The organism is Nocardia sp. NBC_00508 (assembly GCF_036346875.1).
Lineage (GTDB): Bacteria > Actinomycetota > Actinomycetes > Mycobacteriales > Mycobacteriaceae > Nocardia.
Map to the genome: position 1 here is coordinate 7,136,985 of NZ_CP107852.1, position 13,308 is coordinate 7,150,292.

The 13,308-nt window shown below is 67.7% G+C and carries 11 protein-coding genes and 1 pseudogene; 6 read left to right on the plus strand and 6 right to left on the minus strand.

The genetic code is table 11. The features are described from left to right. Nucleotides 1-2: 2 nt before the first annotated feature. The 3 genes and pseudogenes from OHA40_RS32105 to OHA40_RS32115 form a co-directional block, all read right to left on the minus strand. On the minus strand, nt 3-500 hold the full coding sequence (locus tag OHA40_RS32105) for an SRPBCC family protein (RefSeq protein WP_330234457.1): 498 nt from the start codon (nt 498-500) through the stop codon (nt 3-5). 3 nt (nt 501-503) lie between these two features. Then, nucleotides 504-1,031, minus strand: a pseudogene (locus OHA40_RS32110) (YbhB/YbcL family Raf kinase inhibitor-like protein); the annotation flags it as partial. A gap of 13 nt (nt 1,032-1,044) precedes the next feature. Beyond that, nucleotides 1,045-1,296: a hypothetical protein gene (locus OHA40_RS32115; RefSeq protein WP_330234504.1), complete on the minus strand. Its 252-nt coding sequence runs from the start codon at nt 1,294-1,296 to the stop codon at nt 1,045-1,047. A gap of 101 nt (nt 1,297-1,397) precedes the next feature. On the opposite strand from OHA40_RS32115, the gene OHA40_RS32120 reads away from it, so the two are divergent. Further along, nucleotides 1,398-1,646 (plus strand): FCD domain-containing protein, encoded by a 249-nt coding sequence (locus tag OHA40_RS32120; RefSeq protein ID WP_330234458.1) that lies wholly within the window; start codon nt 1,398-1,400, stop codon nt 1,644-1,646. 120 nt (nt 1,647-1,766) lie between these two features. Here OHA40_RS32120 and OHA40_RS32125 read toward each other — a convergent pair whose 3' ends face one another. Then, nucleotides 1,767-2,417 carry a hypothetical protein gene (locus OHA40_RS32125; RefSeq protein WP_330230552.1) on the minus strand — a complete coding sequence of 217 codons (651 nt, stop codon included), beginning with the start codon at nt 2,415-2,417 and terminating at the stop codon, nt 1,767-1,769. A 410-nt stretch (nt 2,418-2,827) separates the two neighbouring features. On the opposite strand from OHA40_RS32125, the gene OHA40_RS32130 reads away from it, so the two are divergent. After that, nucleotides 2,828-3,205, plus strand: coding sequence for a hypothetical protein (locus OHA40_RS32130; protein WP_330230553.1), 378 nt, complete (start codon nt 2,828-2,830; stop codon nt 3,203-3,205). 54 nt (nt 3,206-3,259) lie between these two features. Here OHA40_RS32130 and OHA40_RS32135 read toward each other — a convergent pair whose 3' ends face one another. Further along, nucleotides 3,260-6,577: an NB-ARC domain-containing protein gene (locus tag OHA40_RS32135; protein WP_330230554.1), complete on the minus strand. Its 3,318-nt coding sequence runs from the start codon at nt 6,575-6,577 to the stop codon at nt 3,260-3,262. Between the two features lie 860 nt (nt 6,578-7,437). Between OHA40_RS32135 and OHA40_RS32140 the strand changes: the two genes are divergently transcribed. Further along, nucleotides 7,438-7,896 carry a MarR family winged helix-turn-helix transcriptional regulator gene (locus tag OHA40_RS32140; RefSeq protein WP_330230555.1) on the plus strand — a complete coding sequence of 153 codons (459 nt, stop codon included), beginning with the start codon at nt 7,438-7,440 and terminating at the stop codon, nt 7,894-7,896. Here the strand turns inward: OHA40_RS32140 and OHA40_RS32145 are convergent. Continuing rightward, nucleotides 7,893-8,672 carry an AraC family transcriptional regulator gene (locus OHA40_RS32145; RefSeq protein WP_330230556.1) on the minus strand — a complete coding sequence of 260 codons (780 nt, stop codon included), beginning with the start codon at nt 8,670-8,672 and terminating at the stop codon, nt 7,893-7,895. The genes OHA40_RS32140 and OHA40_RS32145 overlap by 4 nt on opposite strands. A gap of 64 nt (nt 8,673-8,736) precedes the next feature. Here OHA40_RS32145 and OHA40_RS32150 point away from each other — a divergent pair, with 64 nt between their 5' ends. From OHA40_RS32150 to OHA40_RS32160, 3 genes are read left to right on the plus strand one after another with little or no spacing between them, the layout of a single operon-like run. Then, nucleotides 8,737-9,741: an alpha/beta hydrolase gene (locus OHA40_RS32150; RefSeq protein ID WP_330230557.1), complete on the plus strand. Its 1,005-nt coding sequence runs from the start codon at nt 8,737-8,739 to the stop codon at nt 9,739-9,741. Beyond that, a complete protein-coding gene (locus OHA40_RS32155) occupies nt 9,738-11,576 on the plus strand; it encodes an ABC transporter ATP-binding protein (RefSeq protein WP_330230558.1) in 1,839 nt (612 codons plus the stop codon). Before OHA40_RS32150 ends, OHA40_RS32155 begins: the two co-directional genes overlap by 4 nt. Beyond that, nucleotides 11,573-13,288, plus strand: coding sequence for an ABC transporter ATP-binding protein (locus OHA40_RS32160; RefSeq protein ID WP_330230559.1), 1,716 nt, complete (start codon nt 11,573-11,575; stop codon nt 13,286-13,288). Before OHA40_RS32155 ends, OHA40_RS32160 begins: the two co-directional genes overlap by 4 nt. Nucleotides 13,289-13,308 lie beyond the last annotated feature (20 nt).

A 13,308-nucleotide genomic window follows, 5' to 3' on the forward strand; every position in this document is an offset into this window, starting at 1 on the left:
GGTCAGGCTGCGGCTCTCCGGCGGACGGTGCGCTCGAGGATCCCGAGGGTGGCCTTGAGGGCGGATTCGGGAACCACCGGGAAGACGAGGCGCCTCTTCCACTCCTCGTCGATCTCCGACCAGTCGTAGTAGGACGTGACGCGGGTGCCGTCCTCGGCCTGCTCCAGCCGGTAGCCGTAGATGTGGCGGGCATGAGGCCGGCGCCTGCCTTCGACTGTCCAGGCGATCTCCTCGTCCGGGGTGAACTTGGTGATGACGACCTCGACGTCGTACTTGGCCAGGGGAACGTCCCCGAGGGCTTCCCGGTCCATGTGGACGAGGAACCGGTCGCCGGGCTGCTCGACCGGTTCCCCTTCGGCGTCCATGAGCATTCCCGACGCGTCGATGTCCACGTGGCCCTTCGGGTCGGTCAGGACCGCGAAGATGGCGTCGGCGGGAGCGGGGATCAGTCGGGAAACCTCGATCCGTTCGGTGTCGTCGACCGCGCGGTCTTCGCTCACGCGGGGCGTTTCCGCCGTGGCGGTCAGGACCGCACGACCGAGGATGTGCGAGGCCATGGTGAAGCCGAGGAAGGCCGGGGTGGCGTCGGCCGGGACGCCGATGGACGCGATGTCGAGGGCGTGCACCACGACGAAGTAGCGATGAGTACCGTGCCCGGCGGGCGGGGCGGCGCCGATGAAGCGGGCTGCGCGGGCGTCGTTGGGCAGGTGGAAGGCACCCTCGGGCAGGCTCGAGCCGGTGTCGTCGCCGGCGCCCTCGGGCAGCTCGGTCACGGTGGCGGGAATGTCGGCGACCGCCCAGTGCCAGAATCCGGACCCGGTGGGGGCATCGGGGTCGTAAACGGTGACGGCGTAGCTCTTGGTGCCTTCCGGGGCTCCGCTCCAGGACAGCTGCGGGGAGACATCCTTCCCGCCGGGGACGCCGGAGGAGAACTGCCCGAGCGACCAGGCGGCGCCGTCGGCGACGGTGGTGCTGGTGACGGTGAAGGAGGAGGCCTCGGGGAGGCGAGCGAAGGGATGGTTGGCGCTCATCGCGTCGTTCCTTTCAGACCATGCAGGTGGAGTGGCGGGATTGGCAGCCGCGGTGGGCAGCTCGTACGCGGGCCTCCCAGTCGATGTCACCGCGCTCGATGGACATGCGCAGCACGACCGGTTCGACGGTCCGGCGGGCCTCCGCGATCTCCTGCCAGCGGCGGTCGGAGAACGCCGGGACGGCGAAGCCACGGTTGGGCAGCCGGTCGGCGAGGCCCTCGCCGACCACTCGTACGAGCGCCTCGCGCACGACGGCCAGGCTCACGCCCTGTTCCTTGGCGAGGCACCCCGGCATACCAGCCGGAGCAGGGCGAGTACTACAGCGATGCATGGTCCGAAGCCCACCGGATCTTCCACCGCACCCTGCTGGAGGGATGCGGCAACCCCGTCCTGCTGGAGACCTTCGACCGGATGTGGACCGCGAGCGAACTGGCCCGCCGCTGGTCGGCGCGCCGCAACCCCGATCGGGACGGCGCCGACGAGCACCGCCGGCTGGAGGAGGCGGCGCTGGCCCGCGACGCCGACGCCGCAGCCGCGGCACTAGCCCAGCACCTCACCCTGACCGCGGCCGCACTGACCGGCCGTGCCTCCCGCGAACCCGGACGCCAAGTCTGATGCGTCGACTTCGATCTTCAGCAGCGCCTTAGCTGCGGCCGGGCTCAGCACTGGTCATTCGCCGCTCGGCAAGACGGCCGCCGAGGCGCAGGCCGCGAAGGTATCGGCGGTGGCGCGCAATCAGCAGGTCACGTCCACATCGGCAGCCTGATCGAACGACACATGCACATGGTCATAGTGATTGGCGGTCGGGCTCCCGCGGTCTTCCATGTACGACCAACCGCTGCCGTCGTTGTACCGCTGCCGCCAGATCACATATGTCACACCGAAACGCCGCTTATTGTTCAGCACGAATTCGGCGATCGCGTCGCCGCGCGCGGAATCTGGTGTCATGAAATCGAGCGCCAGTCCGGCACCGTGGTCGCCGTCGCCACGGCCGACGGCGCCGCCGACGTCGGTGACGCCGAACGTCTTCTTGAGCAGGTTGCCCACCTGTGCCACGTGCGGCCGCGTGCCGACGAGTTCCGTCGAACATGGCACGGAGGGAGGCGGGTGCTGTTGGGCTTGCTTGGCCGACGGTGGTGGTCCCGCGGCCGCCGCCGCTGCCGGCGCCACTGCCGGTGCCGGCTGAGTCGTTGACGGCACGGTGGTCGGGGTCGGGCCGGATTCGACGGCGGACGACGGCGGCGAATCGACTGCCGCGGCCTGCTGAGCAGCCGGGCTCGGTCGTAGCGCCACCCACAGCACAACGGCGACAGCTGCCGCGATGCCACACGCAGCCAGGCGAGGGAGCTTCCGGGCTGCGGTCCGTTTGCGATGTTGGCCAGGCATGATGTCGAATACCAGCTAAAGTCGAGAAAAGGTCACCGATACATTACGAAACGGCCGCGAAAATGTCACGTCGAGATTGAGATGATCGCTCCTTGACCCCAGCACCTCGCGTCTCACGTTCCGGCGGGTTGTGTCGCGCGTGCGAAGTAGGCTCGCATGCGTCGGCGTGGGGTGACGTCATGGATGTCGGCGATTGGACGTATTGCTCGGACTCGGGACCAGGCCGCCCGGAGCGCCGGGCGATGGGAACGATCCCTTGCTCCGTCCGATGCGCCACCAGTGATCCGTCCGAAGAGGCGAAAGCTGTTACCGGACAACGAATACAACTATGATGCCGAATCGAAGGCTCGTCGCACCCGTATCGGCGCACCGCGAATGACCGGACGAGAGATCCAGGCTAGGGGGTTGCAGTGCAAGGTATTTCGGTTCCGGCGGGTCACTGGCACATCATCGCGAATGGCTTTCAGGGCGACCTCGACATCGTGATCACGGCCGACGGCGGTGTCGGCGGCACGATCCGGATAGATGTTCCGACCTTCGACCCCATTGTCGGAGTCTGGAGCGAGTCCGAGCAGAAGATACAGTTCCGGCGTGATGTTCTCGTCGCGCACGGAACGCCGCAGAACTACACCGGTTTCCTTTTCGAGGCTGATGAATCACTGCTTCGGGAAAGCGACTACGGCCGGGCGGTGGCGCCGAAATACCGTGTTCTGACCGGTAGTTTCGATGGAACCGGAACAAGCGTCACAAGGCCGTTGTACGGATGGCTGGCCTGGCAGCTCATCTGAGATCGGAAGCCGAGGCTTCGGCCTGATCAAGCGGCTGGGGCAGGACGACGTCCGTCAAAGGACGTGGCGAAACATGTAGAGACCGGTCGCGCCTGCCACCACCAACTGCTCGGCGTCCGGATGCCAGACCACGGCGCTGAGCGGGGCCGCTACCCGAAGCGCGCAGCGGACGCGGCCGGTGGCGACGTCCCACAGCCGGACGGTCGCGTCGTGACCGACCGAGGCCAGCACTGCACCGTCCGGCGAGAAGCCGACATCCCGCACCCAATTCGCGTGCCCGGCAAGCTCAGCACGCAACGAGCCGTCGGAGACGTTCCACAACCGTACGGTTCCGTCATAGCCTGCCGAGGCCAGCAATTGCCCGTCCGGCGAGAAGCCGACGTTCCACACCCAATTCGTGTGCCCAACGAGCTCAGCACGCAACGAGCCGTCGGAGACGTTCCACAACCGCGCGGTGTGGTCACTGTGCGCCGACGCGAGCAGGCTACCGTCCGGCGAGAACGCGACGTTCCAGACCTCGCCGCTCGTCCGCAGGGCCGCCCGTTCCACGCAGTCCGTTGTGTCCCATAGCCGTACGGTTCCGTCGTAACCCGCTGACGCCAGCAATTGTCCGTCAGGAGCGAAGGCGACGCCGTTCACCCAGTCGGTATGGCCGATGAGAACGGCTCGTTCGGACCCGGCCTGCAGATCCCACAACCGTACGGTGCGATCATGACCGGCCGACGCCAGCAGCCTCCCGCCGGGTGCGAAAGCCACGCCGCTGACTCGATCGCCATGGCCTGCCAGCACCGCCTGCTCGGATCCGGCCGGCACATCCCACAGGCGAACGGTGCCGTCGTAACTCGCCGAAGCGAGCGACGACCCGTCGGGAGCGAACGCGACACCGTTGACGCGGTCGGTGTGACCAGCCGGGGCCGCCCGCTCGGCCCCGGTCGGCACGTCCCACAGCCGGACCGTTCCGTCGTACCCCGCCGAGGCCAGCGATTGCCCATCCGACGCGAACGCCACCCCGGTCACTCGATCCGTGTGCCCGGTCAGCACTGCCACCTCGGACCGCCGCGAGACGTCCCACAGCCGGACCGTGCGATCATGCCCGGCGGAAGCCAGCAGCACGCCTTCGGGAGCGAAAGCCACTCCGCCGACTCGATCAGTGTGCCCGGTCAGTACTGCTTGCTCGGCTCCGGTGCGTACAGTCCACAACCGGATCGTTCCGTCGTACCCCGCGGAGGCGAGTAACCGCCCGTCAGGAGCGAACGCGACACCATTGACCCGGCCGGTATGCCCGGTCAGCACCACTTGCTCGGCTCCCGTAGATATGTCCCACAACCGGATCGTTCCGTCGTATCCCGCCGAAGCCAGCAACTGCCCGCTGGGCGCGAACGCCACGGCGCTGACCAGATCGCCGTGACCTCTCAGTACGACCCGCTCGACTCCGGCTGGGACCTCCCACAAATGGACGGCTCCTTCGCTGTCGCCGTAAGCGAGCAGTCGCCCATCCGGAGCGAACGCCACTCCCTGCCCAGCGCCGGTCCGCCCGTGCAGTGCGATGAGTTCCCGTCGAGTGGGCAGGTCCCAGAGCCGTACAGTGCCCTCGAGATCGCCTGACGCCAGTAGCCGCCCGTCCGGAGAGTAGGCAACGCCCTGCACGCTTCCCGCACAACTCAGCGCGCCGACCTCCGCCCCGGCGGCCAAGTCCCACAACCGGACTCGCGCTTCATAGCCGGCCGTCGCCAGGAAGACACCATCGGGAGAGAAGGCCAGCCCCGACACGCTACCGGCATGACCGATGAGGCTATGGCGAAGCGCCGGGTCGGGCAGGTCCGGCAGGCGCCGGGCGGGCTCCAGCCGTGGTCGAGGTAGAGTCGACGTGTAGCGATCGAGGGCGGACTCCAAGCCCGGCACGTCCCGAAGACGACTGGCCAGTGTGGCCCCCAGTGCTTCTGGGGGATCGATCGGACCGAGCACGATCGCCGATCGTCCGAGGGCCCGGCGCAAATGACTCGCCGCCGCTGATTCCACCAGTTGCAGGTCGGCTTGGACGGGCACCGCCGAGGCTAGAATCCGCGTCTTGGCTTCGGTCCAGCGCAAATCGGCGAGCAGTGTGTCCAGTTCTGTTGTCCGGCCCGCCTGTAGCAGGTGGTAGGGCAGGAAGCGAACCAGGTAGTGGTGCTCGGCTGGCAACCGCCACCAGGGACTCGGCGCATCGTCGGGCAACAATTCTCGCGCCGCGGCGATCAGCAGGTCATGCCGCGCGATCAGGTCGCCTGGCGAGCACAGCTTGTGCAGGTGGGCGCGGATGACGTCGTGGAGGATCAATCGCGGACCAGGAGCATCCAACCGGTAGTCGGCGACGAGGCCGAGTCGCACCAGTTCCTCGCACAGGGCGTCGACCCGGGATTGCCGCCACAGCAACCGCAGCACCGCGAGCGGGATCTCGATGTCTTCGGGAAAGATCGCCAAGTCGAGATAGCGCTCTCGATCGTCGTCCTCCAGCAGCGCCAGACTGGCCTCCACCGTCGCCGTCACCGCATGGCTGCGATCGGCCACCCGCCTCGGGTCGAACGCGGCAGGGCCGTCCACGGCCAGCTGAGTCGCGACCTCGTCCGCCGCCACCTCGGGTGGTTGCCCCCGGCTCACTCGCCGCTCCAAGGCGCCGTTGACCAGGTTCAGCAGCACAGGCCAGTGGCCAGCGGACCGCGCGAGCCGATCGGTCACCCGGTCGGGCAATCCCGTCACGTTGGCGGTGATCATCGAGCGGGCCTGTTCGTCGGTCATCGGGGGGACATGGATGCGCCTGGTACCCGCGGGCAGCACATCAATGATGCGGCTGGTGACCAGGCGGGTGCATTCGCGCCCTCCGTGCCGAAAGGGCCGCAGCTGCGTGCGATCCCACACGTCGTCGACAACCAGCAGCACCGGCTCCAGCCCATCGAGCAAGCGACCCAGTTCCGATCCTGCCGTATCCGGATCCGAGATTGCGGGGCGGTATCCGCTGAGAACGAACACCAGATCATTGATTCGGTCGGCCAAGACCGCGCCGTGCGCATCCTGGCCGAGGGTGGTCCACAAGATGCCCGCGGGATAGCGCCGCTGAACCTCCGCGTGCTGACAGGCCCAGGCCGCCATCGTCGTCTTCCCGAAGCCGCCGACCCCCTGCAGGCCGGTCACCAATCCCACTTCGCCGGCCTCGAGGGCCGTCAACGCCTCCAGTAGCTGATCGCCGAGATCGGGGCGTTCCACCATTCGATCCAGCGATGGGATCATCCGCGGAACTCGCTCGCGCCAGGGGTGGCCTTCCGGGGAATTGTGGATCGTGATGGTCTCCGCCTGATAGATGCGGCCCTGGTCCCGTGCCTGCGCCTTGGAACGCATCGGAAAAGGCGTCATGGTTGCCGCCGGATATCTCCGGTGCTGATGTCCCCACCGGCTTGGAATACCTGGGCATTATCGCGCGCCCGCGCCGAAAGTCGAAGCACCCGAGCAGTTCCGCCGCTCGGACGAACGGTGATCAGCAAAGTCAGTATTGCCGCAGCAAAACTGCCGACTCCGGCCAGCCAGCTCACCAACTCCACGCCGCGCCGCCCCCAAACCACAGCAACCACGATCAATCCCCCTGTCACCAGCAATCCCGCTGCTACGAAAGCGTACCGCTGCGTAGTCGTCATACTCTCCATCATCGACGCCACAGGGGGTAGCACGTACCGAAATCTGCAACCCTGGCCTGTCGAAAGCTTGTCGGCGAGAGAAGTTGCGGCCTCAGCTCAGCCGGTACACCGCGTTCCACCTCACGCCGGTCGATGTCAGATGCTCTGTCCGCTAATTCATTGCCACACAACCGCATTCGACCTCCTGTTACGGTTGGGCCGCCAGGTGCTCGATCGTCCAAGAAAGTGGAAGTATCTATGGTCTTTGGACCTTCTCGGGGTTTTACTGCGCTGGCGTGCTTCGGTGCGGTGATCGCGACACCGTTCGTCAGTCTTCAAGCACCGCAGGCTGTCGCCCAGGAGTGCCGCAATGGCGAGCTGAGGATCGCAGACGACGCGTCGGGCTACTTCCGCTGCGAGAACGGGCGGCCTGTCTTCGAGCCATGTCCGTCGGACAAGTACGCGGTGCGGCTGCTGCCGAACGTGGTCGTCTGCGTACCGCGGCCGACAGGCTACCCGACACGCCCCGTCGGTGAGTGATTTCGGCACGGCCATTCATTGGCAGTGCCAACATGTATGGTTGCTGCCGTGGAGGAGACGCCCGCACGCCTGACCGTGAAGCCGAGTTGGCTGCTCACCCAATTGGCGGTGCACGCCCACCGGCTGGCATCCGACGGCTTCGGCGAGGCGGGTGCGCGCGGGTACCACTACCGCATTCTGGCCGCGCTGGACGAGTTCGGGGTGGCCAGTCAGGCCGAACTCGGTCGCCGGTGCAATATGGACCGCAGCGATGTGGTAGCGGCCATCAACGAACTGGCCGAGCCTGGTTTCGTCGAGCGGGCACCGGACCCGGGTGACCGACGACGCAACATTGTGAGCCTCACCGAGGCGGGCGAACGGCAACTGCGACGCCTGGACCGAGCGCTCGACAAGGTGCAGGACGACCTCCTCGTACCGCTGTCGGCCGAGGACCGAACGAACTTGACCCGCCTGCTCACTCGACTGCTCACGCACCATCAACGCCCACCGGGGTATCGCGAACACTAGGACGCAGGCGAGGTTCCGAGATCGAATCGGATACCGGCGCGCAGCATCTTGGTGGCGGACAGTCCGATCATGTCGCGGAAGGTTTCACTGAAGTGGGACGGGGTCGCGAAGCCGGCGTCGAGGGCGGATCGGGTGAGGTCGTGGCCGGTCACGGCGCCGCGGACGGTGTGGATCATGCGGTTCCACCGCTGATAGCCGCGGAATGTGGTGCCGGACTGCTGGGTGAACAGGCGGAGGAAATGGGTGGTGGACAGGCCCAGGTTCGCGGCGATGTGGTCGGCGCGGTAGGAGCGGGCCGGGTCGCTGCGGATGGTGGCGGCGACCTGCTCGATGCGTGGATCGGTGACGGGTGCGGCGCCGGCGATGGCTCGGGCGTAGATGTGGTCCGGATCCACGATGGGAGCACAGCATAGCTCGGCAAGCTCACGCTCTCGCCGGTGAGCGAGGCCGAAAGGTCCTGCGGCAGCGGTCATCTCGTCGGCGATAGCGGTGGCGGGCGCTCCCGTGGGGTCGACGAAAAGCACCAGAATCCATCCCTGGGTGGCGACTATGCGCTGCGTCGTGCGGGCGGGGGCGAATGAACTGCCGGTGCTTATCGGCCCCTGCGCGGTATGCAGGACGAGCGGCGCGTCCAGGCCGACACTGAGCATCGCGACCGAGGGGGAATGCGGGTCGACGCCGAGATCCGGCCCGATATAGCCGACGTGACCGGACCGCACCCACGCCACCGGCGTCCGTGTCGGACCGCAGATTTCCGAAAGCGCGTCGATGGTCACGCTGCCAGGGTATCGGTACGCCGCCGGAGCACGGCGGTCCACGAGGAGTCTGGAGAGCAAAGTCATGCGAGGCAAGGTTCCCCTGGGGGTGCGGATTCTGACCGCACTCACGACCGAACCGGACTGGGATTCGATCACCCCGGCCCAGGTCATCGAGGTGCGTGAAGCCCAGCACCGCAAGCGCCGGTCCGCGCTCGGCAGGTTCGTCACCGGCAAGCGCGATCGCGGCGCACAGATCACCACATCCGTACTCGATCTGCCGGGGCGTCGGCTGAGTGCCCGCGTGTACCGGCCCGAGCGGGGAGGTTCGGAGCTGCCGCTGATCGTCGCGTTCCACGGCGGTGGATTGATTCTCGGCGCACCGGATCAGGACGATTGGCTGCTCAGTCACCTGGCGGCCAACTGTCCGGCCGTGGTCGTCTCGGTCGACTATCGGCTGGCGCCCGAGCACCCGGTGCCCGCGCCCGTCGAGGACGCCTACGACTCCGTATCCCACCTCGTCGACGAGGCCGCGCGCTGGGGAGCCGATCCCACTCGACTCGCCCTATTGGGTGCCAGCGCGGGAGCCACGCTCGCGACACTGACTGCGATCAGGGCGGTCGGACTGGGGCTGCCGGTACGCGCCCAGGTGCTGATCAATCCGCAGCTGGATTGGACCGACCGTGCCTTCGAGTACCCGTCGTTCACCGAGAACGCAGACAGCCCCACCGCGACACCGGCCAATTGCCGCGCGGTGCAGCGCATCGTGCTTCCCGAATCCTTCGACCCTCGCGTGATGTCACCAGTGCACAGCGACAACCTCGCGGGACTCCCTCCGGCCCTTGTCCAAGCCGTGGGTACGGACCCGCTGGAAGATCAGGCACCGGCCTATGCCGCTCGGCTGCGGGAGGCCGGAGTCGAGGTGACGCTGACCCGCTACCCGGAAGCGGTGCACGCCTTCCTGAGCATGCCCGGACTGGTCCCCGCGGCCCGGCCCGCACGCGCCGAGATCCTCGCTCACCTGCGCAGCCACCTGCTGGAGCGCTCGGGCAGTGCTGCGACGAGAGCGACGAAGGCAGGGCGGCGATGACCACCACCGATCTTGCTGAGGCGAGGGCGCTGTCCCCGGCGCCCGCGGATGCCGATTCCGCTGCGGGACAAAGTGTCTCCAGGCTGCTGCGCCCTTATCTGGGCAGTTTCGCCGCCGTGGCGATCCTGCAGGTCATCGGCGCTGTCGCGGGGTTGGCCCCGCTGCTGGCGGTTGTCGAATTGGGGCGAACCCTGTTGTCGCCCGGTCCGATCGATCACGGTCATGTTCGGATCGTCGTGCTCGCGGGTGCGGCCGGCTTGTTCGTCCGACTGCTGTTCACAGCCGCGTCGTCCGGAATCGGACATCTGCTCGACGGCCAGGTGCAGCTGTCGTTTCGCAGGCAACTGGCCGCGCGGCTGGGCCGCGTACCGATCGGCTGGTTCTCCCGCCGCCGGACCGGTGAGCTGGCCCAGCTGGTGGGCGACGATGTGAGCGCCGTGCACCCGTTCATCGCCCACTCCCCCGGCGAACTGGTCTCCGCTTTCGTGGTGCCGCTGGTGTCGCTGACCTACTTGTTCACCGTGGACTGGCGGCTCACGCTGATCACGCTGATTCCGGTGGTGCTGGCGGTGGCACTGGTCCCGTTGATGATGACCCCGCCCCGGCTGGGTGAGCAGGAGGAGTTCGACGCGGCGATGGGACGGGTCGCGAGTTCGGTCGTCGAGTTCGTGCAGGGTATCGCGGTGGTCAAGGCGTTCGGCGGGTCCGGGCGCGCCCACCGTGCATTCCGCACGGCCGTGGACGATTTCGTCGGCACCTTCTTCCGGTGGGTGCGCGGTCTCGCCCCGATCGCCGCGGGGATGCAGTTGGCGCTGTCGCCGCCGTTCGTGCTGCTGGTTGTGCTGGTCGGTGGTGCGGTTCTGATCACGAACGGTTCGCTGGCGCGTGCGGATCTGTTGCCCTTCCTGCTGCTGGGACTCGGCCTGACTGCTCCGGTGGCGGCGCTGGGCCACGGCTTCGACGAGATGCAGGCCGCCCGGCGCGCGTTCGGCCGGATCCGGGACGTGCTGGCCGTGCCGTCGCTGCCGGAGCCCGCGCATCCGCTCGCACCACAGGGGCACCGGGTGGAACTGCGTGGCGTCCGATTCGGCTACGACGCCGGCCGCGAGGTGCTGCGTGGGATCGACCTGGTGCTCGAGCCGGGCACCGTCACCGCGCTCGTGGGTCCGTCGGGAAGTGGCAAATCCACGCTGGTGCAGCTGTTGCCACGGTTCTTCGACCCCACTCAGGGTTCGGTCGCCGTGGGCGGAGTCGATCTGCGTGAGCTCGGCAGCCGGGAGCTCTATCGGATGGTCTCCTTCGTCTTCCAGGACGTTCGCCTGCTGCGCGCGTCGGTCGCGGACAATATCGCGCTGGCGGTACCGCATGCCGACCTCGACGACGTAGTCCGCGCCGCCCGGCTGGCGAATATTCACGATCGAATTCTCGAGCTGCCGCGGGGTTACGATTCGGTGATCGGTGCGGATACCGGACTGTCCGGTGGTGAGGCACAACGGATTTCGCTCGCCCGCGCGCTGCTCGCCGACACGCCCGTGCTCGTGCTCGACGAGGCGACCGCCTTCGCCGACCCGCAAACCGAACAGGCAGTGCGCCAAGCACTTTCGGCGCTGTCGGGTGATCGGACGATCCTGGTCATCGCCCATCGCCTGGAGACGGTTGCCGACGCCGACACCGTCGTGGTGCTGGAGGACGGGACGATCGTCGAGCGCGGCAGGCCCGCCGAGCTGTTGGCGCACAACGGAAAGTTCGCCGCGTTCTGGCAATCCCATCGATCCGCGATCGCCGACGAGGTCGAAACCCGTTCCGGGGCGCTGCGAGGAGACGAGTACCGATGATTCGAATGCTGTTGCGCGTGCTGGGACCCGAGTACGCCCCTCCGGTGCGCCGCACTGTGGCGCTGATGACGACGACCGCCGTCGTCGAGGGATTGTCCTACGCACTGCTGGTTCCGGTGCTGCGGGCGCTATTCGGGAGCACGCCCGGGGATGCCTGGCCCTGGCTGACCGCGTTCGGGGCCGCGGTCGCGGCCTTCGCGGCGCTGCGCTATCTCAGCGATCTGTCCGGTTTCCGCGTCGGGACCACGCTGCTGCGCGGCATGTACCACCGGCTCGGCGATCACCTGGCCCGCTTGCCCCTCGGCTGGTACAGCGCGAGCCGGGTCGGGGAAGTGTCCGTCCTGGCCAGCCGCGGTGTTCTGGATGCGATGAGCGTGATCGCGCATCTGCTGGCGCCGTTCATCTCCGCCGCGGTGACTCCGCTGACGATCGTTGTCGTCATGCTCGCCTTCAACTGGCAATTGGGGTTGGCCGCAGTGCTCGCCGCCCCGCTCGTGGCGGCGGTCCAGGTCTGGACGGGACGGTCGACGGCCGCCTGCGACGCCGAGAGCGCCGAACGCGAACATGACGCCACCGGGCGGGTCATCGAATTTCTCCGAGCACAGCCGGTGCTACGCGCCGGCGGCCGGACCACGGAACGCTTCCGGTTGCTCGACGACTCGCTGCGTGAGCTCGAGCGCGCGTCCCGCCGTTCGACCGTGTCCGCACTGCCCGGCGTGGTGGGCCTGACGCTCACGGTGCAGGCGATGTTCACCGCGCTGCTGGTCCTGGCCGCTCACCTGGCGCTCGGCGGAAACATCGGCGCAGCAGAGTCTTTGGCGATCCTGGTGCTCGCGGCCCGCTGCGCGGATCCGCTGCTGTCGCTGGCGGATATCGGCGGCAAACTCCGCAGCGCGCGTTCCGTGCTGGTGCGACTCGATGCGCTCTTGCGCACCGAGCCGTTGCCGGAGCCGCGCGAATCGATCCAGCCGCAACGCCACGACCTCGAGTTCGACTCCGTCACCTTCCGGCACGGCGGCCGCACGGTGATCGACGACGTTTCACTGTCCGTGCCGCAGGGACAGCGGCTCGCCATCGTCGGACCGTCGGGTGCGGGCAAAAGCACAGTGCTGCAACTGCTTGCACGGTTCTACGACGTGGACGCGGGCGCGGTGCGCGTGGGCGGCGTAGACGTGCGCGCGATCAGCACCGAGGAGTTGATGGCGCAGATCGCCATCGTTTTCCAGGACGTCTATCTCTTCGACGGAACCATCGAGGACAACGTGCGCTTGGGCCGTCCCGACGCCGGCGACGCCGAGGTGCGCGCGGCCGCGACCGCGGCGCGATTGGACGAGGTGATCGAGCGGCTGCCCGACGGCTGGGCGACAAAAGTCGGCGAGGGTGGCGCACTGCTGTCCGGCGGTGAGCGCCAACGTGTTTCGATCGCACGCGCACTGCTGAAGAACGCACCTATCGTGCTGCTGGACGAGGTGACCTCCGCACTGGACCCGGTGAACGAGGCGGCTGTCCACCAGGGTATCGAGCGCCTGATGACGGGCCGGACCGTGGTTATGGTCGCGCATCGGCTGCGGACCGTGCGACGAGCCGATCGCGTCGTCTTCTTCGACCGCGGCCGCATCGTGGAAGCGGGCAGCCACGACGAGTTGCTGCGCCGCGGTGGCCGCTACGCCGATGTCTGGAATCTCTCCCTGATACCGACAGCAGGCGAATGAGTAACAGGTCCCCTTTCTCG

Coding starts and splice junctions, on each gene's coding strand:
- OHA40_RS32125 (WP_330230552.1), bottom strand. CDS start 2,417: ATGCCTGGCCAACATCGCAAACGGACCGCAGCCCGGAAGCTCCCTCGC.
- OHA40_RS32150 (WP_330230557.1), top strand. CDS start 8,737: ATGCGAGGCAAGGTTCCCCTGGGGGTGCGGATTCTGACCGCACTCACG.
- OHA40_RS32160 (WP_330230559.1), top strand. CDS start 11,573: ATGATTCGAATGCTGTTGCGCGTGCTGGGACCCGAGTACGCCCCTCCG.
- OHA40_RS32155 (WP_330230558.1), top strand. CDS start 9,738: ATGACCACCACCGATCTTGCTGAGGCGAGGGCGCTGTCCCCGGCGCCC.
- OHA40_RS32135 (WP_330230554.1), bottom strand. CDS start 6,577: ATGCGTTCCAAGGCGCAGGCACGGGACCAGGGCCGCATCTATCAGGCG.